This window comes from Leptospira koniambonensis, assembly GCF_004769555.1.
Classification (GTDB): domain Bacteria; phylum Spirochaetota; class Leptospiria; order Leptospirales; family Leptospiraceae; genus Leptospira_B; species Leptospira_B koniambonensis.
In genome coordinates this window covers 127,328-150,438 of record NZ_RQFY01000011.1, presented here as the reverse complement: position 1 = coordinate 150,438, position 23,111 = coordinate 127,328, and the positions used below count along the sequence as shown (strand labels likewise).

The following is a 23,111-nucleotide window of genomic DNA, read 5'->3' as shown; positions in this document are numbered from 1 at the left end:
AAATTTTCTCGCCTAAGTTTTAATTGATTTCTTCTCCCTTCTTCTTAAATAATTAAGAAGAAGGTTTACAGCCTCTAGAATTTAAAGTCTTCGGAGAAGAATATGCCCAGGGTGCTCGTACCTTTTGCAGATGGAATGGAAGAAATGGAAGCAGTCATCATTATAGATGTGCTTCGCAGAGCCGGGATAGAAGTAGTTTCTGCAGGAATTTCTTCAAACACAGTCGTAGCTTCCAGAGGAGTTAAATTAGTCTCCGATTCTCTTTTATCAGAAATTGATCCTTCTTCTTTCGATATGATCGTTTTGCCTGGAGGAAACCAAGGCACCAAAAACCTAAATGTTAGCCCCTTGGTAGCGGAAATATTAAAAAACTTTAAAAAGGATGATCGGTGGATTGGCGCGATCTGCGCGGCGCCAAATGTTCTGCTAACTCATAATATTCTTCAAAATCAAAAATTCACTGCATTTCCTGGAAGTATACCTTCGAACGAAAAATACACTGGAAATAGATTAGAACTTTCTGATAAAATCCTAACTAGTATTGGCCCCGGTTCTGCATTCGAATTCTCTTTAAAGATTGTAGAACTTCTTTCCGGAATAGAAAAAAGAAAAGAAGTAGAAAAAAACTTATACCTTCCATCTTAAAATGCAACTCTCCGCTACAATCATTGAGAAATTCAAAAATTCTAAAAATATCTTAGCTCTTACAGGCGCAGGAATTTCTGCAGAAAGTGGAGTTCCTACATTTAGAGGAAAAGAAGGCCTTTGGAAACAATATAGAGCAGAAGAGCTTGCAACTCCTCAAGCATTCCAGCGAGACCCAAAACTTGTATGGGAATGGTATATTTGGAGAATGGAATTGATATCTACCAAGTCTCCGAATCCTGCACATTTTGCTTTAGCGGAATTAGAAAAGAAAAGATCCGATTTTAATTTGATCACCCAAAATGTGGACGGTCTTCATAAACGATCAGGTTCTGAAAAAATTATAGAACTACATGGAAATATTTTTAGGAACAAATGTATCAGCTGCGATATAACATATAATTCGGATCCTTCTAAACTTAAAAATTCTACTGAATGTTCTGACTGCAAAAATTTAGTAAGACCTGATGTTTTATGGTTTGGAGAATCTTATGATACAGATCTTTTAAATCGCGCAGTATCATTTGCTGAAAAGTCAGAAATTGTTTTTGTGATCGGTTCTTCCGGAGCCGTGGGAATTCCAGTGGAACTTGCAAGGATCGCAAAAGAAAACGGAGCATTCGTAATTGAGATCAATATTGATCCGAGTGGTTACAGCAGATACGCAGACCTGTTCTTACAAGGAAAAGCGGGAGAAATTCTCCCGGAACTTATTACTTACTTTGTTTGAGTTTTAGGAAAGGTCTCTTCTAATTTTCTAAAGATATAATCTCCGAATACAGGAAAACAATTCGGGGACATATGGCCTGGATCTGCAAATTCTTCACAATTATAGCTTGGATCTTCATTCATATTCCAAAAAGCAGTCCCAGTTTCTTGATTAAACTTCTCTACGATAGGTTTCCAAACTTCTATTGGAGTTTTAAGGCCTTCTGAAGTTTCTACCTTTCTATTTCGATATAAGTTAAAATACGGACGAGCAACTTTCACCCAAATGGTAGCGTAAGGAACATTATATTCTTTTAATATATAAATTGAGTCCTTTTGCATTTCGAACATATTCGCGTGGAATGTATAAGGTTTCAAATAAGAAGAAAAATCAGTTTCCGAAGCCTGAACAAGCTGCTCATCTGTATGCTTCTGCTTAACTAGGTCTTTAGGTGTACTTCCTCTTTCTTCCTTTAGGATTGTTAATACCTTTTGCACTGCTGCCTGATAAATCTTGGCTAAAGCAGAAGATTTTTCCATCCTTTCTGAAATTCTCCAAAGTTTAGGCCTGTCTCTATATGTATGGAATAGATGTTTAGAAATAAATACAGATAATTCTTCTCTCGAATATCTTGACCAATGTCTAATAAAAAATTCCGGAGAAAGTCCGTAAATTAAGACCTCGTCCAAAGCGAGAACAGGAGTTTTATTATAAATCTCTAATGATTGGTCCAAAAGTACAAAATCAGGTCTTGTGCCGTCTGATTTGAATCTTTCTATCCAATATAAGAAATAATCTGGAGAACCGCCTGGAACTGAAAAATTATAAAGCATCCAATCCGGATGTCTTTTTTCTAATTCTCTAGTCGGAAGTAAAAGTGCCCTGGAATTTCCAAAGAAAACTAATGTTTTCTTACGAGTAGCTGGATCCTTCTTCAAATATTCTTTCAGATCGGAATACAGATCCTCTTTGCTGACAAAATTCAGATGAGATAATGTATTTGAATAATAATACTGAAAAAACTCTAAGGTGAATAAACGATCCAATCCCAGAGAGATCAAAAGAATAAATAGAGGAAGAAATAAAAATGTATTCTTTTTCATAATGATTTCCGGCCTAGAACTGGCAGTAGATACAAGCTCCGGAATCCTCCGAAAATAAAGAAATTGCGAATATCGTAACTACACCGCAGGTAATAAGTAACCAATCTTTACCTCTTCCCCACTGTAATAATAGATCCTTTCTGGATTGTATCCAATGAAATACAATAAATCCTAAATAAGAATATCCTATCTTTTCAATATTCTTCATAGATTCTAAAATAAATGGAGAAGGTCCGGTCACCAAGGAAATTGAATTTTCTATCCAACCAAAACCTAGGGATTGTAAAGATGTAGAAAGATAATTTTGCGTATTTGTCACAAGCCCCACAACATGCTGGAGCATTTTAGTCGCAGAGTTTGCTCTGAACATAATCGCGCTGAAGGAGAATAAACAGAATACGAATTGTATCCTTAAAAAATTAATAATTTTACTTTTGGAATCTTCATCATTCCAGCCAAACTTACCTACTAAAAATCTTTCGAACGCAAGTATGACTCCCCAATAAAATCCCCAAGCAATAAATGTATAATCGGCTCCATGCCAAACCCCGCCCACAGTCATAGTGATGATCAGATTTAGGTAAGTACGCCATTCCCCTTTTTTACTTCCGCCCAAAGGAAAATAAATATAATCTCTTAGCCAGAAAGAAAGACTCATATGCCATCTCTGCCATAACTCTCTTCCGGATGGAGAAAATAAAGGTGCGTTAAAATTTTCAGGAAGTTCAAATCCGAAATATAGACCGACAGCTCTCGCCATATCAGTGAGCCCCGAAAAATCGCAATATACTTGGATCGCATATCCAAATGCAGCTAAAACAAGAGAAATATTATCATACTGACCAGGATTTCCAAAAACAGGAGCGATCACTCCAGCTACTGGATCCGCAATCAGTATTTTTTTGATCAGACCAGAGATCATCAGATAAGAAGCTCTTATGATCTTATCCTTGTCCGGGCTCAAATGCCCTATATTTACAAAATAATCCTTGGTTCTTAAGATTGGTCCTACGATCAACACAGGAAAGAATATTACAAAACCAAGATATTGTTTAAGGCCTATCAACTCTCCTTCCGGTTTTCTATAAGCGTCTACTGCTGCAGCGATCATCTGAAAGCTGTAAAAACTAACTGCTAAAGGAAGAGTAATCTGCAATATTCTAGGAACTTCGCCAAAGAAAGGATATTGTGTAATATCAAAAAGTATCCTATTCATAAAATAGAAATACTTAAAGAATCCTAGATTGATTGCATTCAATAGAACAGCGAATATCATCCAAGCCTTAGGCTTCGCAGAAGTTTTGATCTTAAAGTAAGCGAAATAATTGAATAAAACGATAATTAAGAAATGGAGAAAGAAATAAACCCCGCTTAAGATCGTAGAAGAAGCTACAATATAAAAGATCCCGCTGGAAATGAGTAAAAAATCGGATCTTTTTCTTTCTGGAAGAAGCCAATAGATAGAATAAACGATGGAGAAAAAAACGAAAAATAAGATCGAATTGTAGAGCACTCTTTTACTTTCCCTTCTTGAATAGTTCCTTCCAGTAGAGAATCTCTCCCGGAGAAAGTTTTGCGCCTGAGTTCTTTTCTTCCCGAGTCGGTTTTTCCGCTAAGGCGCTTTCTATTTTTTTTACGAACTCTTCGGATAGTATAGGTTTTGTTCCCAGTCTTTTTGCAAAAGCCAAAATTTCCTGATCGGAAGTCACTACATATAGATCTGCAGGTCTAGGCGCAAATTTGATATATTCTTTGATCAAATCGTCCGCCTTTCTGTCCAAACTGAAATAAACTTGTATTTTTCCGTACAAATCTTCTTTGGTTTCGTTCCCTTTTTCTTTTTTACCATCGAAGAAAACATGGACCTTAGAACTTTTCAGCTTAGCAGAATAAGATTCCAAAATTCTCAAGAGGCCAACTCTGGCATCCCTCAAACGATTGGAATACATATACTCTTCCAATTCAGGAATTTTGTAAATCAGGTTGAAACCGTCTACGACTAAATGCATCCCTTTAAAACTAGTGACCAGAATGTATGTTTTGGAAAAACTTGTAAACACCGAACCGAATCGGACAATGGCACATGGCGGAAGCAAATTCCCAACCGGCAAAAACCTCTAAAATCCGAAACTTCATACGAACTGTAAAATATTGGAGAAGTGTTTTACCTGGTACGGCAAGGGATTATTTCCTCTTAAGCTTAGCAGCAATCGACGTATTCTTCTTATTATTCGTAAACTCATATAAGGAATTCATCCACAAAGATATTCCAGCCTATGTTCTCGCATTCGATCTATTCGTTATATTTTTATGGGGAATAGAAGTTTGGATCAAGGTTCGACAAAAAAAAGACATCAAAAAATATCTGAGAACAAATTGGTACGAACTCATTGGGATCATTCCACTTTATTTCCTCAGGCCATTCTTACTTTTAAGAGGGGTCAAACTTGCAATTGCATTTTATAGATTCGGGACTTCTGGACAAAATGTAAGCGAAGTATTAACTAGAGAAATTACTTTCAGATTCAGAGATGTAATCGTAGATACAATTGCAGATGCAGTATTTTTACATTCATTGGAAAGAGTGGAAGAAGTAATGCTTAGACTAGATTATAGCCAGCTTGCAAAAGAAGCTATCTCCAAACATAATGACCAACTCAATACCCAGGTAAATGAATCCTTACAATCCAAGTTTTTATTAGAAGAATTATCCAAAATACCTTTCATGTCCCAGATCTCTCATAAATTGGGAGAAGATATAGGAAGAATGATCGCAGAAGTTTTAGAAACAGAAGTGATCGGAGATATTATGAAGGATATCACCGCAAACATCTTAAAGGAGATGGCAGAACACGTGAAAAAACTTCCTCTAGAGAGGATCACGGAACCGAAGGAAGAAATTTCATCTCCTCCTTCCATCCCAGAAACTTAATATTTCAAGCGGCTCCGCCAGGGAGTCTTAAGATCAAAACTTGAGTTGTTGATTTTGCAAGAAGTTTACCTTCTTCATCGAAAGCTTCTCCTTCTAGGTAAATATGTTGGTTACCTCGAGCAACTACCTTTGCTTGTACGGTAATTCTTTGGTTTTCCTTTACCATCCGAATATAACTAACGCTTAATTCTAAAGTAGTAGTAGGTTTTCCCGCCGCCAAATAACATAATGGACCGAAAGTATTATCGAATGCTGCTGCTAAAAATCCGCCCTGGAAAACCCCCATTGGGTTGGAGAATCTAGGCTCTACATAAAAACTGCAGACCATCTCCTTCTTCCTAACATAAGAAACAAACTCACCGGACAGTTCCTTGAAAGCAGGAGGAGGAACCTTCAAGCCAGGTGCGGCCTTAGAAAACTTCTCCCATTCTTTCTGCATATCTTCTAAATCTTTTTGATTCGCCAAGGTGGATCTCCTAGTCTATATTCCGATCTTGTAAAGAAATTAGATTCGGGCAAATTAAAATTGCCATGATTTGGTGACACAACCATTATGTAGGAAAATGAACCCGCTCTTTTCCTTAGAAACCAAATTAAAAAACGGTATCCGGACCGCATGGCAAGAACTAGGGACCAAAAAAGAAATCGCTCTTGCAATCGCTGGCGGGGGGATCAAAGCATTTTACGGACTGGGTTTTGCATATACACTAAGAACCTGGGGTTTAAAAATTAAAGAAGTTTCTGGAGTGAGTGCGGGAGCCGCGATGGCAATCAGCACCTTATCCGAAACAGAAGAAGACAGTTCGAATTATTTCCAAGAATTAACAAAACGAAATCCTAAAAACTTTTATTGGAATAGGCTCCTTAGGATTAGCGCCCCCTTCCCTCATCATGGTATCGCAAGAAGAACTGTTGAATATTGTCTCCGGTTTTCTAAGCTCATCTCCAAGTCCGCAAAAATCAGGATCCACACAGTAGAAATCCCAAAGGAAAGTTTAGATAAGAACAAAAAAGGCCAGCCTATACAAAGAATACTTCTTACAAAGGCAGCTTCTATCATCCGAGCATATTTTAAAGATGAGACTTTAAGAAGAAAGGGAGAACAACCTTTTGAGGTATTACAAAAAATGAAAGATTGGGGATGGAGAGAAAAAGTTTTTACGGAGAAGGACCTAACAGATCCTGAAACTATAACCCAGATCGTGATGAACTCTTGCTCTGCCTTCCCAGTTTTACCTCTCCAAAGTTTTAATGGTAATTATTATCTGGATGGGGGTTTAACTAATAACTTACTGCTCGAAAACTTCTCCTCTGACCTGCCTAAAATAGGAGTTTTTTATGAACCTACTACCTTAGTGGGAAAATCTGCCTCCGTCTTATCCGATACATTGCTTGTTTCTCCTGGGGAACCATTTATAGAGCAGGGGTTTGACTATACGAAACCAAACCTTGTAAGGCATGCGTTCGAGACAGGACGTAAGGATGCTGAAGAACAAAAGGAAAGGATCTTAAGTCATCTGGACCCAAACTGGAAAAAACACTTGCATTCTTTTTTCGAACAAATAAAATAATTAACTTGCTCCTCAAAATGACAGGGCTTATTCCCCTTCCTTCTCAAAGGAGCCTTAGAACTAGCGAAAACGGTAAATAGAAAAAACTCTTCAGGACCCAAGAAATGCCCAAAATCGTAAATCACGAAAAATACAAAGCCGAGATTCTCTCCAAGTGTGTAGATATTTTGGCAAGGCGAGGGTATTCGGCTGTTTCTATGAGAGAAATCGCCACCGAATTGGATGTTTCCACCGGAACTCTTTACCACTACTTCTCCACTAAAGAAGATATATTTAAAGAACTTGTAAAGTTCGTACTCAATAAAGATATCGAAGAGTTACAAGTTTATTCAAAGGGAGAAGATAATCAAACCATCGAGAAAAGAGTAGAGGCACTTTTCACCATGGTAAAGGACAGAGAGACTTATTTCCAAAATCTACTCTATATCATCTGCGATGTTTCTAGATTAAAAAATCATGAAGAAGAGAAACAACTCATTGCAGAAGCTATGAAAGAATATGTAACTATCATCACAAAACATTTAGGAATTACTAACCCGAACTTAAATAGGCTTTTGATCAGTATTATTTTAGGAACTGTTGGCCAAAGGATAGTAGACCAAGAATCCATAAAACTGGATGAGGTGGCTGAAGTTGTGAAAGATTTTATGGGAGTGGTTCTAGCTAATACTTTTACTTTCTGAGATTTTCGGAAGGATAATATTAAAATTTGCGAGAGTTCCTACACCGAAAGTAAAAGGCAGTTTGTTGGAATTCCAACATTCGTTCGGGCTAAAAAATTTAGTTGTAGAGTTTAGGATTTTGTGATATAGGGAAAGCGCTCTCCCACGGGCCACTCCCCTCCACCCTAACAATTTTTCTCCGATTTGACACAGCTCGTTTAGTTCAAACTTTAGCTTCGCTTCGCTCAGGCTACCCTTCGGGAATCCCGCTTCCGATGGGTCGCGGGATTGGGTGGGGGCAGCGCCTCAAACTTTGTCGGAACTCCAACAAACTTACCTCAGAACTTCCTCTTTTTTACCTGAATATATATCTCTGATCAGTCCTGAATATTTATCAGTCACAACATGGCGTTTCACTGAAAGTTTTGCAGTAAGTTCGTCTCCAGTTTCGAATGGTTTAGGCAATAATCTAAAGTCCACTACCCTTTCGAATGATTTGAATCCATTCGTTGCAGAAATTGCATTTTTAATCACTGCTTGGATCTTGACTGCACATTTTGCTTCTTCTTCCGCTGTACTAAAACCAACTCCTGGTTTGTAATTCGGAAAGAATTCTGGATTCGGAACAATCAAAGCAGAAAGATATTTTTGGTCCTGACCGATCACCATACATTGTAGTATGAATTCTGACTGGCTTAGAATATTTTCTATAGGGACAGGCTCCACATTCTCTCCACCTAATAGAACGATTGTTTCTTTTGTTCTACCTACAATTTTTAAACAATCATTATAAGTCATCATTCCAAGGTCTCCAGTGTTGAACCAATCTCCCTGCATCACTTTGCGAGTATTCTCTTCGTCGTGATAATATCCTGACATTACCTGATCCCCTTTTACATGGATCTCTCCCTTAACTGCATATCCTTTAGGTCCACCTTCTTCTGTAGTCCAAAGAATTTTAGAAGTATTTGGGTCCACAACTCTGAGAGAAGTTTCCTTATATAATGGACCTACAGTTCCCATCACTGCTTCATCCAAAATACGAACAGAGATCACTGGAGAAGTTTCAGTAAGACCGTATCCTTCCAAAACTTGGATACCTATCGCATTAAAAAATTTATCCACATGGATAGGAAGAGCTCCTCCACCAGAAACGGTTCCTTTCAATTTTCCACCAGTAGCCTGGCGGATCTTTTTCAGAACGATCAGATCTAGTAGTGTCGCAGGAAGAATATTCAAAATATATTGTAGAACTTTGATTATCCCAACGAATGAAGAAACGATTGCACTTCTTCCAGTCAGATCCAATTCTCTAAAACCAAGCCAACGTTTTGCAGACTGAATATTCGAAGAGAAAAATAGAGCCGCATGAAACAGGCTTTGTTTTACACTAGAAGATTTTGCCACTGTAGCATAAATTCCTTGGTACACACTTTCCCAAAGTCTAGGTGCAGAAGCCATGAATGTTGGTTTAACTTTTTTGAGATCTTCCTTCAGAGTTCTTACAGAAGAATAATAAGTTCCTGCTCCGAAATGGATACATACCATCTCAAACATTCTTTCAAAACTATGCCAAACAGGAAGGATAGAAAGTATCCGTTCTCCTGCTTCCAGTTTGATCGGAATTCGATTGATCTGGGACATGATATTCTTATGGGTCAAAGGAACTCCCTTAGGACGACCGGTTGTTCCGGCAGTATAGATGAGTGTAAAAAGATCTTTTTCCTGGATTTGGGATATCCTCTTCTCCATCTCACGGTTGCCTTTATCTCTAAGTTCTTTTCCTCTTTGTACCAGATCCCAGAATCTAAGTTCCTTTCCGGTTCCCTTAGCATTCTTATCTATTAGAATAATTGTATGTACATTCTGAATAGCACTTTGGTTTTGGTAGAGTTTCTTTAATACTGAATCGTTTTCCGCGAATACGATCGTTGCACCACTATGGGGAAGAATATGGTTTAGATCGCCATCGGTCACATCTGTACCTCTCGGAACATCTGCCCCACCCGCCATCACGATTGCATAATCGGTAATTATCCATTCCAATCGGTTATCTGCAAGAACGGCAGCATGTCCCTTATACGGAAATTCCAATTCTATAAGTGCAGTCCCGAGTTGTAATCCTAACTCATACAATTCAGAATAGCTCACTGAATCAAATTCTCCCGAAGAATTTTTGGTTAGAAACGCAGGTCTTTCCCCATATTTATTTTTGGACGATTGATATAAATCGGCAAGAGTTTTCATGCCACCTCCTAGGATGGAGGAAAGTATAGGGCCGACTTGAAAGTTTGTCGTCCTGGCGTATAACTCAGGACGTGCGAATTTTAAAATTTTAACGAAGCCTTGTATAAGACTGCAGTTTTTCTGAATTCGCTGGGTGTAGAATCCGCAAATTTCTTAAATGCTTCATTAAATGCGGATTTAGAATTGAACCCAACTGATTCTGAGATTGCTAAAATAGAACGATCCACATCTTCTAAAAGTAAAACCTTTGCTTCTTCTACTCTCCATGAATTGATATAATCTGAAAATTTCATAGATAGACGTTGGTTTAAAAATTCAGAAAGTTGGTGATTGGTTAGTCCCAATTCTTCTGCGAGTTGAGAAAGTGTAAGATCCTCATCTGCATAAACCTTCTCTCTTTTCATCAATGTTTCTAATCGGTCTTTGATCTTGGATTCATCCATTCCTTTCAATCTGGATTTTTTATATCGGACTTCTCTTAAACTTTTTCCAACAATGCCAAGCCAATTTGGTTCTCTTTGAGAAAGTAAAAATCCGATCACTAACAAAATTGGAAGACTGAATATACTCTCTTTTACGAATTCAATTCTTCTTAAAATAGAACCGGTGAGTCCCCAGAAGATCACAAAACAAACTAAACTTATGAAGATCAGGAACATTCTTCTAGCTCTTTCTTCATTCTCGTCTTGTTCCGAACGGAATAAGTAACTTCTGTACATCCAAAGCAATGGTAGAAAATAAGAAAGGATCGAAATTTTAGGAGTGATCTGCAAGAACACTAGTATGCTAGAATAAATTTTCCCTTGAGTGATCTCTTGTAATGTGTGGATCCTAAATTCTTCTCCGCCTAACCAAAATGGTAAGAGTAAAATTACGGAAAGTAGAATTGGCAAAAAGTGAAGAAGGGTCTCTTTTTTAGAAAGTTCTAGGCCTAACAGAGTGATCTGAAAGTGTATATAAAGAATAGGAGCAATTCCCAGTGCAAAAGGAATATGGATCGCATACAAGATAGGATAGGTTTTGACGAGTCCAGAAAGGAATGTTGCAGCTCCTACAAGCCAAAAAGAAGAACAAAACATGATCAGGGAGGCTCTGGTCCTTTCTCCCAAAGAAGCAGGAGAAAGTAAAATTCCTAAAGACCAGATCCAGCCGAAGGCGATTCCGAAAACTAAATAAGCAGTTTCTAAATCCATGTAACTTACTAAAGAAATACCAGATTGAAACTAGATTAAAAGTCAAAAATGGTAACGAGAAAGTATCTCCGAAGTTTCTGCCTTTTTACGAGCAGGGTTCCAACCCAGTGTTTTCCCTAATTCTTCTACAATTCTATGTAAGGATTCAGTAGAAGGAGAGCCAGGCACCCCTACACCGGATCTACGGAAGAAGAAATCTGTTCCCTTTTCTACCTTTTCTTCGGAAGCGATATAACGGATCTCAGCAGTATTAAACTTTTCTCCATTATTTAAGGTTATAGATTCGTCGTTTGCTTTTTGGTATTTAAGAACTTCATAAGCTAAACTTCCATATCGAGAACCTAAGGATTCCAGATATTCTCCAGAAAGTTTTGGATATTTTTTAGTAAGCCCTTTAACTAAAGAAGAATGATCCGAAAATTCTCCGGAAGAAAGCGGGATCTGATCTGTTTCACAAGGTAAAAATTTTCCAGGTAGATACTCGCAGAGTTTGTCTGTGATCTTCTCCGCTAAATGCCTGCTGGTTGTGTATTTTCCACCTAGAGCAGTATAAAATCCGGGAAGTCCTTTTTCTCTATGATCTAAAATTTCGGTTTTACGAGAAGCATTGTATGTATCTGATTTTTCACCCGGATCTTCTACAAGAGGTCTCATTCCTCCATAATAAAAATCCACATCCGATTCAGTTAGGTCTGAATATCCAAATGCAACATTAATTTCTTCTAATAGACCTTGGATGTCTGATTTTGTAACCTTAAATTTGTCTGGAGAATCTGAAAATACAGTATCTGTTGTTCCTATGATTGTTTTACCTCTCCAAGGAAGAACAAACATATGGGTCTTGTCTCTTTTCTTTAAGACCACTGCTTTAGAAACAGTCAATGCTCTAGTTACAATATGAATTCCTTTGGATCGGACTAAAACTTTGTCCATTCCGACTCCAGCCAAAGATTCTACAAAATCCGCCCAAGGACCTGCAGCATTCACTACAGTTCTTGCAAATATTGGATACGTTTTGCCACTTCTTTTATCTTTTACGATCGCTTGGTAAACTTCTCCTTGCTGAGAAATAGCAACTAGCTCAGTATAATTGAGAGCTGTTCCTCCTTTTTTTTCGGCGGAGAAGATGAACTCACATGTATGTCTTTCAGGGTTCATGTTCTGGTAGTCGTAATATAAAAATCCACCTTTGAGCCCATTTCTAGGAAGACTTGGAGCTTCCATCACTACTTCTTCGGGTGATAAAAATCTATATTTAGGGATCCAGGAATCAGAACTGATATTTTTATTTCTATCGTATGAAAAATAATCATACATTCCAAGACCGATGTTTGTGATCCACTTTTCAGAATTAGAATATACTGGAATAATAAAGCCTAGAGTTTTGAGAGCATGAGGACTGATCTTTGCGAGAATTCTTCTTTCTCTTAATGATTCTCGAACGAGTCCAAATTCTGCATTTTTTAAATATCTCAAACCTCCATGGATTAATTTAGAGGTGGCCTGAGTTGTTCCAGAAGCAAAATCATTCTTCTCTACTAACACCGCCTTTAACCCGCGTAAGGTGGCATCCCACAAAGTAGTAGCGCCAGTGATCCCTCCCCCTATCACTAAGGTATCGAAAACTTGGGAAGAAATCGGAAAAGAAGAAGTTTTAGCGTCTTTCGTTTTGGCCATGATTCACAGCTTGGATTTGAGAACTCGGTCGGTCAAGACATTAGAAATTATACAAGTTCTTTACTCCAAATCAGTAGATGATAATTTTTGTTTAGACCCGGTTCTTATTTCCCACTTATTTAAGGGACTTGAACCGAACGGAGTTCGATTCAATAGATGTCATACACTTCCTCCCGGGCAGGTAGTTTTCAAAACAAATGGAATTCTATTCTAGGTTTTTTTAAGAAGGACCCAGATAGAGATGTATATGAAAAAGAATACATCGAGGATCTGAAAAGACAGACTCGCTCAATCCAATATCCGGGCGCCGTGCTTGCTATGTTTGTGTGGCTTGGTTTCGCTTTTGGAACAGACCAAAAATTACATCCTGAATTTCCTGAACTTTTTTATTTCCGGATCGGATTCTCCTTAGTTGGTGTTCTTAGTTTAATCTTTCTTTTAATGGATACATTATTCAAGATCCCTACTCGCAGATATAGTTTGGAAATGGCGTATGCGTTCATCGCATATTTACTTCTTTGCACTTCTTTTTTTACAGGTAGAATTGCTGACGATCCAAATTACGTATCAGGTCTTCAAATCGCTCTTATCACAATTGTATTTGTTCCTCTTCCTAAAAATTCATATTTCGTATTTTTAATTCTGTCAGCGATTTCATTTATCACATCCGCTCTGATCTATTCTCCGAATTTAAGCACTCCTCAAGCTGCCTACTCTTTGCAAAATCTGGGAATCGCGTTCCTTCTCACTTTAGTTTTTTCTATAATTTTAGAAAGATATAGATTCGTAAGTTTTGTTAGTAGATTTAAGATCCAGGAAAGTAATAGAGAAATTTCTGAAAAGATGCAACAGATCCAAGCTTTGAAAGAAAAGCAGGATGGAGATTATTTCTTAACTGCACTTCTTCTTTCACCGCTAATCAAATTGGACAATTCCGAAAATTCAGCAGTAAAAGTGGAATTCTTACTGGATCAGTACAAAAAATTCTCTTTCAAAGAAAAAGATTACGAACTTGGTGGAGACTTCTTAAGCGCTTATATAGTAAAAATCCAAGACAGAGATTATACTGCATTCATCAACGGAGATGCGATGGGAAAATCCATCCAGGGTGCAGGTGGCGCCTTGGTTTTAGGTTCTGTATTCAATTCTATCATTAGCCGCACTAGACTTTCTCCAGAGATACAATCCAAGTCTCCAGAACGTTGGTTGAAAGAAGCATTTATAGATCTTCAAAATGTATTCGAGACATTCGATGGATTCATGTTGATCTCTGCAGTTTTGGGAATAGTAGAACATTCAACCGGAGCAATGTATTATATCAATGCAGAACATCCTTGGCCGGTTCTGTATAGAGATGGAAAGGCGATGTTCCTGGGAGCAGAATCTAATATTCGTAAATTAGGGATTTCTGAGATGTTCGGTACCAAGATCCAAGTCCAAACATTTCGTATGCTTCCCGGAGATACGATCTTTTGCGGATCTGATGGAAGAGACGACCTTGTATTAGAAGAGGATTTTTCAGGCAAACGAGTTATGAACGAGGACGAAACAATCTTCCTCGCCTCAGTGGAAGAAAGTGGCGGAGTATTAAAAACGATCCGCAGGTCCCTCATTAGCAGAGGAAAACTTTCGGATGATTTGAGTATATTATCTATTTCTTATAATCCTTCCAGAAATCCATATATGGAAGACAAAAAATCCATTACGGAAGCTGAGTCTGCTTTCCAAAAAGGAAACACAAAGGACGCAATAAGGATATTGGAAGAAGGTTTAAAAAAATCAGGTACAGTTGGAGAACGTTATTTCCCTCAAGTAGCCAAACTTCTATCCAGATGGTACGATAAAATATCCGAATTCAAAAAAGCGGCAGAATGGGCCGAAAAGTCTTTGGCCTGGGATCCTTCTGAAACTGAAATTTTATTTTATTCTTCTATCCTTTGGAAGAAGGCTTATACTCAAAAAAAAGACTCTGAATATTTAAAATCGGCGGCTGAGCTTGGAGAGAAATTAAGAGTACGTTCTCCAAATCATTTGAAAAACTTGATCAACCTGTCGGATATTTATAGGTTACTTGGCAATTCTTTCAGAGCCAAAAAGCTAATCGATGAAGCTTCCGTTCTTTCACCCGATGATCCAAAGATCGCAGAGTTAAGAAAACGTCTATAGAGATAAGCGTTCGCATATAGGAACTCCTATAGCTGAGATTTGACTTGTATCAAAAATCCTTTTTACCTTGCCCTCTGGAAAGATTCATATTTATTGGAAACGTTTTAATTAATCGGAGATAAGACTAAAATGTTCTACCACGAACTCAATTCCAAAATCGACTATTCCAGATCCAATCTTAGATGGAATGCCTGGGGTGCAAATGACCAGGACTTTGGTAGAAAGGCCCAGATGCCTGAGATACTCAAACTTCTCCAAAGAGAATTCAAATTAGATTCAATCCGCGAAACTCCCGCAGTTGCTCTTGACGAGATCAAACTACCAAATGCAAAACTAAGCCCTAATGATATTAAAAATCTAAGCTCTATCGTTGGTAAAAATAATTTCAAAAACGATAGATACGAGAGAATTTTCCATTCCGCAGGCAGAAGTTACTACGACGTTCTAAGACTTCATTTCAATAGTTTAAAAGCATTTGTAGATGGAGTTGTTTATCCGAAAAAAGATTCAGAGATCATTAAAATTTTAGAATATTGTTCTAAAAACAAGATTACTGTCATTCCTTTCGGAGGAGGATCTTCCGTAGTGGGTGGTGTAGAAGTAATCAAAGGTAAAGGACAAAAAGCAGTTCTTTCTTTGGATATGACAGAGATGACTGAGCTCGTATCCTTTGATCCGATCAGTATGACTGCAACTTTCCAAGCAGGGATTTATGGGCCTAAATTAGAATATGGCCTCAATTTAAAGGGCTACACCTTAGGACATTTTCCTCAATCTTTCGAATATTCCACCTTAGGCGGATGGGTCGCTGCAAGAAGCGCGGGACAACAATCCAATCGTTACGGAAAGATAGAAGAAATATTAAGTTCAGTAAAATTGATCAGCCCGAAAGGAACAGTAGAAACTTTAAGAGCGCCAGCTGCTTCTATAGGACCAGATTGGAATCAGATCATCGCAGGTAGCGAAGGTCTTTTAGGAATTATTTCAGAAGTTACTATTAAGATACACAAAATCCCAGAAACTAGAAAATATTTCGGACTAGTATTTCCAAATCTACTTTCTTCTATCAATTTTATCAGAAAAGCAAATCAGGAAGAGATCAAAACTTCTATGCTTAGGCTGTCTGATGCAAATGAAACAAGACTCTATGAGTATTTAGGTGAATTAGGAAAGAAGAATACATTAGGTCGGAAATTCAAAAAATTCCTGCAGAATTCTTTTCTAAAATCAGTAGGTATCGGAGAAAATAAATGTGTAGTCTTAGTGGGATTAGACGGATCTAGACAAGAAGTAGATCGTTCCTTCGAAGGTCTTAAAAAACTTTGGAAAAAAGGCGGAGCGATCTTCGCTGGCGAAAAGTTAGGACAAAATTGGATCCATAGCAGGTATAATATGCCTTTCTTGCGAAACCATGTAATGCAGTATGGAATGGGAGTGGATACTATGGAAACTTCTAGCACGTATGATAAGCTAGAAGATCTTCATAAAGCTGGAATTGAGTCCTTACAAAATTCTATCCCTGGTTCCATTGCTATGTGCCATTTATCTCATAGTTATCATGAGGGAGCTTGTTTGTATTATACGATCTTATTCCCTATGGATGCTAAAAAACCAGAAGAACAATGGTTTAAGATGAAAAGATCCGTTTCGGATACATTCACTTCTTTTAAAGCTCCGATCAGCCATCACCATGGAGTCGGTTTCGATCATAAAAAATGGTATGAATCTAGTTTAGGTAAACCTGGAGTAGAAGCTCTAAACGGACTTAAGAAAGTATTGGATCAAAAAGAAATTTTGAATCCAGGAAAATTATTCCATTCTTAAAAATTCGTTAAGGCAAGCGCCGGGGCTGGCGTAAGTAATATAGCCTGGGATAAAATCCCAGGCTTTAATATCAGGTAAAGACTGGGCGTCTTCTTTCCTGGATGGACTTCATTCCTTCCTGTCCATTGGAGGAAGCGATTGCTTGCGCAAGAAGATCCACATCTCTTTTCTCTAATGTGTCAGCAAGCAAACGTTGAGAATCTCTAAGAGCAATTTTAACTCCTACTACTGATTCCATTGCCATATCTTGGAATTGAGAGCACCATTTTCTGGCTTTAGTGATAACTTCTTCAGGAGTAGCAGATTCTTCGACTAGTCCTACTTGAACAGCCTCGTCTGCTTTTAAACCTCTTCCACTATACAAAAGATCTCTTGCTGTTTTCATTCCGACTAGATCTTTCAGAACTGTTCCTGCAGTGGATGGGAAATTGATACCGATTAGCGACTCAGGAAAACCCAATCTTCCTTTTTTCTCTACGAGAATTCTGTAATCGGAGAATATAGCGATGACTGCCCCCACTCCCATAGAGTGACCATTCATTGCACAAACTACTGGTTTAGGAGAGAACAAAACTCTTCCGCAGGCACCGAGTGCCTCTCTTAAAACTTCTTTAATTTCTTCCAGGTTTTTACCTACGAAGATATCAGGATCAAATCCATTTGAAAAAAACTTATCGTTTCTGCCTGAAAGAAGGATAGATTTTACGGATCTATCGTTTTCCGCCTGCTCAAGCACATCTCTAAATTTGCGGAAAAACTCTCTTCCTAAAGAATTGGTCTCGTTTGTTTTGATATAAAGTTCTAAAATATGACCGTTTTTTTCTACGTCTAACATATTCACTTTCCTTAATATTAGAATCCGAACACTATTTGATTCAATTTATCAGTGCGGGATACTTTTTTCATTTTAATCTCGATACGATTCTGGTCAGCACCATCCGTTCTGGAAACAATACGTGTGATCGTGGTTTTAGGAGGAAATTCTACTTCTCCCTGAACACTCGTTACTGCCTTTACATTTTTACCGCTGGAATCCCATTCCACTGAACGGATCCCATTTTCCGCGGTGTAGTAAGTCCATTCTTCGCCCGGTTTTCTGACGAGAACAATTCCATCGTTCGGCTGAACGAGCGTCCATTGTGGCTTGAATAATTCTGCGTTTCTATTGGAAAGAAGATAGTAGATGACTGGAAACGGAACTACCGTTTGTTTTCCAGTGCTCGGATCAGATAATACGATATCATCCATCGTTTGTTCATGGATCTTATCTACGGAAACAGTTTTGATCCTAATTGTTTGCCCATCGCTGAATACCTTAGAAACGCTGATCCCAAAGAGTTTATCTGTTAACTCAATTTGCATTTTGCCGGTCGGCTTATCATAGAAGATCTTTCCAGCTAAAGAGAATACATCCTTTTTAGGGAAAAAATTTTGGATACGTATATCGAATTCTCCTGAATAAGAAGTATTCGATTCTTCTAATTTACGAAGACCTTCTAAATATTTGGAGCCTTCCTTTGATTTGGCGCTCCAAAATTTGATCTTTCCCTTTTGGCGGAAATTAACCTCTTCAATATCCGTGGTTACACAGGATTGGAAGAATAGAATAAAACAAAATAATGATCCGAATGCAAAGATTCGAGTGAAATAGTTTGTTCTCAAAACAGCCCTCCCGGTCATTAAGATTTATTTGAGACCGGATTCGTTCTTAACCTCTCCAATTTTTCTCGAATTCGAACTTTGTCTTCCTTCTTTTGAAAAAGAGTTTCCGATTTTTCCCAGAATCTTCTGGCATCTGCAAATTCTCTTCTTTCGTGATGAACATCACCTAAATGTTCACAGATAGTAGGATCAAATTCGTTTTTATCCTGTAAAATTTGGAAGGCAAGATTCAAATGTAATAAAGCCTCGTCTACTCTTCCCTTTTTATAATAGATCCAACCCAAACTATCTTGGTATGCTTCATTATCGGGAGCAAGTTCCACTGCTTTTCGGATTAGATCTAAAGCCTCATCCAAACGAATTCCTTTTTCGGAATAATGATAACCTAAATAATTATATGCGATTGGATTTTCAGGATCTAATTCCATAGACTTACGAAGATCCGCTTCCATCTCAGGAAGCCTTCCTAGTTTTTCTAAAGTAGAAGCCCTGTAAAAATAATACACGGAAGATTTTGGCTCCAATCGAATTGCTTGTTCGAATGCTCCCCTGCTTGCCTCTAGTTTTTCAGATTGGAAGAGAACAATTCCTAAAAGATAATACGCATAATGATTATTCGGATCATTTTTGAGAATGTTCTGTATGATCTCTTCTGACTCTTGGACTTTTCCTGGAGGATTTCCCCGAAGCAAAAATGCCAAATGTAATTCATATTTTTTAGAATCTTCTGGAGAAGAAGTGTATTGGATTGCCTTACGAACAGAAATGATGGATCTAAATACTGAACCTGATTGTTCGTATACTCCCGCTAAAAAATCATATTGTTCTGCGAGAATTCTTGGATCTAATTTTTCTTGTTCAGTGATCTTTATAGATTCGAGTAATAATGTTTCTGCAAGTGTGGTCAGTTGGGATTGGAGTGCAATAGAAGCTACTTCAATCAATTCTTTGATATATTCTTTTTTATCAATATTAGCATCTCTTTTTTGGATCTCTAAAACCCCAAGGCGAATGGAAAGTCTCTTAGGAAATTTTTCCTTTAAAGGGAAAAGAATACGCCTCGCATCTGAATATTTTGAATTTAGAACAGAATAAAGCCCAAATAGAACTCCGTCCTTATTCAATTTTCCTTTTTTCTTCAGATCCTCAAAATAACCTGCTGCCATAGATCTACTTTCTATAAAGTACATCTCTCCAAGCATCAATTCCACAGAGGAATTTCCTTGGATCTCTTGTAGGATTCTTTGTAATTGTTTTTTTGCCTGGGAGAATTTACCTAGTTGGTCTAAAATTTTTGCGAGAAGAAATCGGATCTCCCAGTTTTCAGGTCTCATCTCCAGATAACCCGAAATATAAAAGAGCGCTTTTGTATTTTGACCTAATGCAAAGTAAGTTTTTCCTAAAGATAAATATACGAATTCAGGATATTTAGGATTGGCATCTTTTTGTTTGATAAGATCTCTAAGAGAACTCAAATACAGAACAGATTTTGCATCATTCTTTAAAGCGAGCTCAGCAGAACTTAATAAATAATAGAAATCTGGATCTTCTGAAAATTTACTCAGATGAGATTCCAAATAAGTAGCAGCCTTTTCATATTCTCCACTATTTAAAAGAATGGTTCCTTTTAGAATATAGGATTCTCTAAAATTAGGATCTGACTTTTCGGCTAGATCCAGTTCTGAAACTGCGTCCTTCCATTGTCCCAAATAATAATGAGCTAATGCCTTGTTCCAACGAAACACTGCAGATACAGGAGATCCTACAGATTCAGAACAGCGAATATAATCTTGGAAATTTCGGACTGCTTCTATGATCTCTTCAGTTCTTTCTCTTCCTTCAGAATTTCTGGCCTTATTCAAACTCTCTAAGCCAAGAGAATAATAATAGGCCGGCCAAACGGCTCTCGCCCTCCCGGAAGAATCAGTGTCCCTACATACAAAAACAGAGTCGGTATTTCGGGGAGAAGCAAATAATATGCCAGCATCCAGGACGGATACCAGAAGGATCGGAATAATGCTTGCGTGTTTCATAATCCCCGGACTTGTATAGGGTTTGGAATCGAAAAAAGCGAAATCTTCACTCTCTCTACTCTCAAGCGAGGGACTCTATTCGTCTAACGAATTTTCCGGAACTTAAGGAAAGAAATTGTTCAGCATTCTAAAAGAAAAGAAAAAGTTATTCTTAACACTTTTGTTGATTTGGACCCTGGCAGCGATCTATATCTATCCCAGGAGATTCCAGATTTTACGTTCCTTCGCATTATGGTTGGAACCTCCCGTCTTAAATCCTTCCCTTTCCGCAAAATTACAGTCCAAGGGAGACGATCTATTATCTGAAAAGGTAGAATACAGACAGATCGAACATTATCTCAGAACGGACCAAATGTCTAGGGCCTGCGTCCGAGCTTATAAAATAGGGAAAGAAGGTAGCGGAGATATTTTCAGGGTCCCAAGCTGGATGGAAGCGAAACACCAAGGCTGGACCATAGAAAGATTATCCAATCCAAGCGAGACCAAATTTTCCACGGGAGAAAAACCTGTGGATCCATTTGATTACTGGAAAACATTTAATAAAATCCCTCTAGAAGCTTTAGATTATTATAAAAGGGCCTTAAACTATAATCCATTTGATGGATATAATTCTCCACCAAGCCAAGCAACTCTTGGAAAAGACAAACCTGAGATCTCAGGCAAAGGTCTTTTGGAGAAGATCAGAATTTCTTCTTTTGCTACTTGCCGTCCAGAAGAGGCAATACTTGCACATTTCCAAGCAATCCAAAGAATAGAAGAACTAGTATTCGAAAAATTGAAAGAGGCAAAACCTCCATCCATTCCTTGGTGGAAACGAATTCTGAATTTTTTTAGTTTTAGCTGCAATAAGGAAGAAGAAGAGAATGTAACCGAGGATCTTCCAAAAGAGATCCGAATCTGGAAAAAGATCACAGAGTCTCAATCTTCTCCTATTGTATTCTCAGAAGATTATCCTGATACAACTACATTAACCGCGAATAAGTATAAGACACTTCTGTTAAAAACCTTAGAGTTACTCAGACTTAGAACCGATGAATCCCATCCTTCTCTTTCCCCGGAGGAATCAGTTTCCTTATTTACAAGAGTTCTGTATTTTTCCTGCTCTAAAAGAGCAATCCCTGCGGAAGCAAAATATTGGGGAGCAAGTGCGATCGCTGCCATACCTTGTGAGGCTTCTGATACAGAAGGTGGTAAGGTATTTTATTCTAACCTGAACCGAAATGCTCAACTCTTCTATAAATTGGGAGATAGAGATTCCAATTATAGAAAAAAAGCAAAGGATATGTTTGAAGCGGTTTATCAATCTTCCGCAACAGATTTAGGCACGAGATTCGAAGCGAAACTGATGAGAGTCAGATGTCTATTGCACGAATCTAATTTTGACCAGGCTCTCAAAGAACTGGATGCCTTGGATACTGAAGTTTATACAATAGATCCGGATTATAGAAATGACAAATCCGGCTACGAAGACCTGATCGAAGATAAAAAGAAACTATTGCAGTACACACTTCGTCGAAAAGGAAGATACGAAGAAGCAGACGATATTTTCGATGAAAAGAATTAAATACTTCGATTATAATGCGACCCATCCTCCTATTCCAGGTTTATTAACTAAAATCTTAGAAGAATATGAGGAAGATTTTTTTAATCCTTCAGGGCCTACCCGTTTTTCTTTAGCAAGACAAGGTAAAATTGAAGAATCTAGAAAAGTATTAGCGAAACTTACAGGAAAAGATCCAAAAGGATTTATATTTACATCGTCTGGAACAGAAGCGGATTATTCTCTTATATACTTTGCAAAACAATTTGTTAAAACCATAGCCTATCTATCTCCTTTTGAACATGCTGCCATGTATTCTTCTTTTAGAAGTTTAGGAATTCCTTATAAAGTTTTAAGTGCAGATAAATCAGGACTTGTTTCTGTTTCAGAATTAGAATCTTATCTGAAAAATGAACCTGGTCCTGTGTTTGTATTACATGCTGGCAATGAAACTGGAGTGATCCAACCTATCCAGGAACTGGCAGAAGTTTCTGCTAAATATGGAATGCCATTTTATTCGGATCTTATTCAATCATTCTCCAAAATTCCTGTGCCATTTTCTATTCTGAACGGATTTACATTTTCTGGCCATAAGATCGGAGGAGGATTAGGATCTTCTGTAGTATGGTTCGATCCAAAACATTTACCAGAAGGTGGAGTGTTCCAAGGCGGAAATCAAGAGAACGGGCATAGAGCTGGAACAGAAAATTCTCCTTCTATTCTAGCCTTGGCAGAAGCAGCAAAAATCCAATTTGCGGAAATGGAGAATAAAAACGAACGTCTGGAATATTATAGAAATAAGATAGAATCTAAACTCAAAAGTTTAGATGCGGAAATAGTTGCGGAGAATTCCCCAAGACTATTCTCCACAACATTTGCATTACTTCCTTTGGACGACTTGGACTTCTTTATGATGGGATTGGAAGAGAAAGGATTTGCAGTTTCTACTGGATCCTCTTGCAAATCTAGATCCAGAGAAGCAGCTCCTTCCTTACTCGCTATGGGCTACTCTAATGACGAGGCTCTCAGAGCGATCAGAATCTCCACAGGCTTATATACAACGGAAGAAGAAGTAGATTCCCTCCTGATTGCTTTGGAAGAAACCATTCTTTCGATTCGATAATACTCTGTTTCAAAAATTAAAGGC

At 37.9% G+C, this 23,111-nt stretch carries 19 protein-coding genes; 9 read left to right on the top strand and 10 right to left on the bottom strand.

What is annotated here, in order from left to right; genetic code table 11:
• The first annotated feature begins 102 nt into the window (after window positions 1-102).
• Window positions 103-645, top strand: coding sequence for a DJ-1 family glyoxalase III (locus EHQ52_RS17850; RefSeq protein WP_135616566.1), 543 nt, complete (start codon window positions 103-105; stop codon window positions 643-645).
• Window position 646: 1 nt separating this feature from the next.
• Window positions 647-1,375, top strand: a complete 729-nt coding sequence (locus tag EHQ52_RS17845) for an SIR2 family NAD-dependent protein deacylase (RefSeq protein WP_135616564.1) — start codon at window positions 647-649, stop codon at window positions 1,373-1,375.
• On the opposite strand, the gene EHQ52_RS17840 is transcribed toward EHQ52_RS17845, so the two are convergent.
• From EHQ52_RS17840 to EHQ52_RS17830, 3 genes are read right to left on the bottom strand one after another with little or no spacing between them, the layout of a single operon-like run.
• Window positions 1,363-2,457: a DUF1574 domain-containing protein gene (locus EHQ52_RS17840; RefSeq protein WP_135616562.1), complete on the bottom strand. Its 1,095-nt coding sequence runs from the start codon at window positions 2,455-2,457 to the stop codon at window positions 1,363-1,365. The genes EHQ52_RS17845 and EHQ52_RS17840 overlap by 13 nt on opposite strands.
• Before the next feature lie 13 nt (window positions 2,458-2,470).
• Window positions 2,471-3,970, bottom strand: coding sequence for an MBOAT family O-acyltransferase (locus tag EHQ52_RS17835; RefSeq protein ID WP_135616560.1), 1,500 nt, complete (start codon window positions 3,968-3,970; stop codon window positions 2,471-2,473).
• Between the two features lie 4 nt (window positions 3,971-3,974).
• The gene (locus tag EHQ52_RS17830) at window positions 3,975-4,466 is read right to left on the bottom strand and encodes an NYN domain-containing protein (RefSeq protein WP_208653535.1); all 492 of its coding nucleotides are present in this window, start codon (window positions 4,464-4,466) and stop codon (window positions 3,975-3,977) included.
• 74 nt (window positions 4,467-4,540) lie between these two features.
• Here EHQ52_RS17830 and EHQ52_RS17825 point away from each other — a divergent pair, with 74 nt between their 5' ends.
• Complete coding sequence (locus tag EHQ52_RS17825) at window positions 4,541-5,389, top strand: hypothetical protein (protein ID WP_135616556.1); 849 nt, start codon at window positions 4,541-4,543, stop codon at window positions 5,387-5,389.
• 4 nt (window positions 5,390-5,393) lie between these two features.
• Here the strand turns inward: EHQ52_RS17825 and EHQ52_RS17820 are convergent, their stop codons facing one another.
• Window positions 5,394-5,855 carry a PaaI family thioesterase gene (locus EHQ52_RS17820; protein WP_100707290.1) on the bottom strand — a complete coding sequence of 154 codons (462 nt, stop codon included), beginning with the start codon at window positions 5,853-5,855 and terminating at the stop codon, window positions 5,394-5,396.
• Between the two features lie 97 nt (window positions 5,856-5,952).
• Here EHQ52_RS17820 and EHQ52_RS17815 point away from each other — a divergent pair, with 97 nt between their 5' ends.
• Both EHQ52_RS17815 and EHQ52_RS17810 read left to right on the top strand, forming a co-directional pair.
• Window positions 5,953-6,960: a patatin-like phospholipase family protein gene (locus tag EHQ52_RS17815; RefSeq protein WP_135616554.1), complete on the top strand. Its 1,008-nt coding sequence runs from the start codon at window positions 5,953-5,955 to the stop codon at window positions 6,958-6,960.
• Between the two features lie 104 nt (window positions 6,961-7,064).
• Complete coding sequence (locus EHQ52_RS17810; protein ID WP_020771550.1) at window positions 7,065-7,643, top strand: TetR/AcrR family transcriptional regulator; 579 nt, start codon at window positions 7,065-7,067, stop codon at window positions 7,641-7,643.
• A 312-nt stretch (window positions 7,644-7,955) separates the two neighbouring features.
• Here the strand turns inward: EHQ52_RS17810 and EHQ52_RS17805 are convergent, their stop codons facing one another.
• From EHQ52_RS17805 to EHQ52_RS17795, 3 genes are all read right to left on the bottom strand, one after another.
• Window positions 7,956-9,869: an AMP-dependent synthetase/ligase gene (locus EHQ52_RS17805; protein ID WP_135616553.1), complete on the bottom strand. Its 1,914-nt coding sequence runs from the start codon at window positions 9,867-9,869 to the stop codon at window positions 7,956-7,958.
• 80 nt (window positions 9,870-9,949) lie between these two features.
• On the bottom strand, window positions 9,950-11,062 hold the full coding sequence (locus EHQ52_RS17800; protein WP_135616551.1) for a helix-turn-helix domain-containing protein: 1,113 nt from the start codon (window positions 11,060-11,062) through the stop codon (window positions 9,950-9,952).
• Window positions 11,063-11,104: 42 nt separating this feature from the next.
• Window positions 11,105-12,739: a glycerol-3-phosphate dehydrogenase/oxidase gene (locus EHQ52_RS17795; RefSeq protein WP_135616550.1), complete on the bottom strand. Its 1,635-nt coding sequence runs from the start codon at window positions 12,737-12,739 to the stop codon at window positions 11,105-11,107.
• A 156-nt stretch (window positions 12,740-12,895) separates the two neighbouring features.
• On the opposite strand from EHQ52_RS17795, the gene EHQ52_RS17790 reads away from it, so the two are divergent.
• Complete coding sequence (locus EHQ52_RS17790; protein WP_135616548.1) at window positions 12,896-14,905, top strand: SpoIIE family protein phosphatase; 2,010 nt, start codon at window positions 12,896-12,898, stop codon at window positions 14,903-14,905.
• 129 nt (window positions 14,906-15,034) lie between these two features.
• Entirely contained in the window at window positions 15,035-16,729 is a 1,695-nt protein-coding gene (locus EHQ52_RS17785; RefSeq protein WP_135616546.1) for an FAD-binding oxidoreductase, read from the top strand.
• Window positions 16,730-16,799: 70 nt separating this feature from the next.
• Here the strand turns inward: EHQ52_RS17785 and EHQ52_RS17780 are convergent, their stop codons facing one another.
• The 3 genes from EHQ52_RS17780 to EHQ52_RS17770 are packed head-to-tail and all read right to left on the bottom strand — an operon-like array spanning window position 16,800 to window position 20,424.
• The gene (locus tag EHQ52_RS17780; RefSeq protein WP_135616545.1) at window positions 16,800-17,564 is read right to left on the bottom strand and encodes an enoyl-CoA hydratase/isomerase family protein; all 765 of its coding nucleotides are present in this window, start codon (window positions 17,562-17,564) and stop codon (window positions 16,800-16,802) included.
• Between the two features lie 17 nt (window positions 17,565-17,581).
• The gene (locus EHQ52_RS17775) at window positions 17,582-18,409 is read right to left on the bottom strand and encodes a hypothetical protein (protein ID WP_425269406.1); all 828 of its coding nucleotides are present in this window, start codon (window positions 18,407-18,409) and stop codon (window positions 17,582-17,584) included.
• Window positions 18,409-20,424, bottom strand: coding sequence for a tetratricopeptide repeat protein (locus tag EHQ52_RS17770; protein WP_135616541.1), 2,016 nt, complete (start codon window positions 20,422-20,424; stop codon window positions 18,409-18,411). Before EHQ52_RS17770 ends, EHQ52_RS17775 begins: the two co-directional genes overlap by 1 nt.
• Window positions 20,425-20,539: 115 nt before the next feature.
• Between EHQ52_RS17770 and EHQ52_RS17765 the strand changes: the two genes are divergently transcribed.
• The gene (locus EHQ52_RS17765) at window positions 20,540-21,988 is read left to right on the top strand and encodes a hypothetical protein (protein ID WP_135616539.1); all 1,449 of its coding nucleotides are present in this window, start codon (window positions 20,540-20,542) and stop codon (window positions 21,986-21,988) included.
• A complete protein-coding gene (locus EHQ52_RS17760) occupies window positions 21,975-23,087 on the top strand; it encodes a cysteine desulfurase family protein (protein ID WP_135616537.1) in 1,113 nt (370 codons plus the stop codon). The genes EHQ52_RS17765 and EHQ52_RS17760 overlap by 14 nt, the downstream gene beginning before the upstream one ends.
• Window positions 23,088-23,111: the final 24 nt, after the last annotated feature.

Bases quoted from the DNA above. Each gene is read 5' to 3' on its own strand.
- EHQ52_RS17850 (WP_135616566.1), top strand. From the start codon at position 103: ATGCCCAGGGTGCTCGTACCTTTTGCAGATGGAATGGAAGAAATGGAA.
- EHQ52_RS17845 (WP_135616564.1), top strand. From the start codon at position 647: ATGCAACTCTCCGCTACAATCATTGAGAAATTCAAAAATTCTAAAAAT.
- EHQ52_RS17840 (WP_135616562.1), bottom strand. From the start codon at position 2,457: ATGAAAAAGAATACATTTTTATTTCTTCCTCTATTTATTCTTTTGATC.
- EHQ52_RS17830 (WP_208653535.1), bottom strand. From the start codon at position 4,466: ATGCATTTAGTCGTAGACGGTTTCAACCTGATTTACAAAATTCCTGAA.
- EHQ52_RS17825 (WP_135616556.1), top strand. From the start codon at position 4,541: ATGGCGGAAGCAAATTCCCAACCGGCAAAAACCTCTAAAATCCGAAAC.
- EHQ52_RS17815 (WP_135616554.1), top strand. From the start codon at position 5,953: ATGAACCCGCTCTTTTCCTTAGAAACCAAATTAAAAAACGGTATCCGG.
- EHQ52_RS17810 (WP_020771550.1), top strand. From the start codon at position 7,065: ATGCCCAAAATCGTAAATCACGAAAAATACAAAGCCGAGATTCTCTCC.
- EHQ52_RS17805 (WP_135616553.1), bottom strand. From the start codon at position 9,869: ATGAAAACTCTTGCCGATTTATATCAATCGTCCAAAAATAAATATGGG.
- EHQ52_RS17800 (WP_135616551.1), bottom strand. From the start codon at position 11,062: ATGGATTTAGAAACTGCTTATTTAGTTTTCGGAATCGCCTTCGGCTGG.
- EHQ52_RS17795 (WP_135616550.1), bottom strand. From the start codon at position 12,739: ATGGCCAAAACGAAAGACGCTAAAACTTCTTCTTTTCCGATTTCTTCC.
- EHQ52_RS17790 (WP_135616548.1), top strand. From the start codon at position 12,896: ATGTCATACACTTCCTCCCGGGCAGGTAGTTTTCAAAACAAATGGAAT.
- EHQ52_RS17785 (WP_135616546.1), top strand. From the start codon at position 15,035: ATGTTCTACCACGAACTCAATTCCAAAATCGACTATTCCAGATCCAAT.
- EHQ52_RS17780 (WP_135616545.1), bottom strand. From the start codon at position 17,564: ATGTTAGACGTAGAAAAAAACGGTCATATTTTAGAACTTTATATCAAA.
- EHQ52_RS17775 (WP_425269406.1), bottom strand. From the start codon at position 18,409: ATGACCGGGAGGGCTGTTTTGAGAACAAACTATTTCACTCGAATCTTT.
- EHQ52_RS17770 (WP_135616541.1), bottom strand. From the start codon at position 20,424: ATGAAACACGCAAGCATTATTCCGATCCTTCTGGTATCCGTCCTGGAT.
- EHQ52_RS17760 (WP_135616537.1), top strand. From the start codon at position 21,975: ATGAAAAGAATTAAATACTTCGATTATAATGCGACCCATCCTCCTATT.